The organism is Corynebacterium sp. HMSC055A01, assembly GCF_001809405.1.
GTDB classification, from domain to species: domain Bacteria; phylum Actinomycetota; class Actinomycetes; order Mycobacteriales; family Mycobacteriaceae; genus Corynebacterium; species Corynebacterium hesseae.
Map to the genome: position 1 here is coordinate 1 of NZ_KV797541.1, position 235 is coordinate 235.

1 protein-coding gene is annotated in these 235 nt (G+C 59.1%); it reads right to left on the bottom strand.

Going from position 1 to position 235, the window contains the following annotated elements:
- Nucleotides 1-235, bottom strand: a 235-nt coding sequence (locus HMPREF2604_RS02890; RefSeq protein WP_304439958.1) for an rRNA adenine N-6-methyltransferase family protein, incomplete at both ends; no start/stop codon positions are given.

The window sequence follows — 235 nt, forward strand, 5'->3', positions numbered from 1 at the left end:
GTGAACCATGGGGACCACTGAGCCGTCATCATCGTGCTTGCGCCTACCCCGGCCCGGCGGCGAGCGACTTCCCACTGCATGAGGAGTACAGCGTCAGTCCATGCCGGCGCATGCAACAACTTTCGAAGAATGGCAGTGGTGAGGTGAAAGGGAATGTTTCCCACAATGACGCAGGGAGTGGCGGGTAACCGGAAGTTAAGGAAATCATCATGGACCACTTCGACCGCCGCCGAGG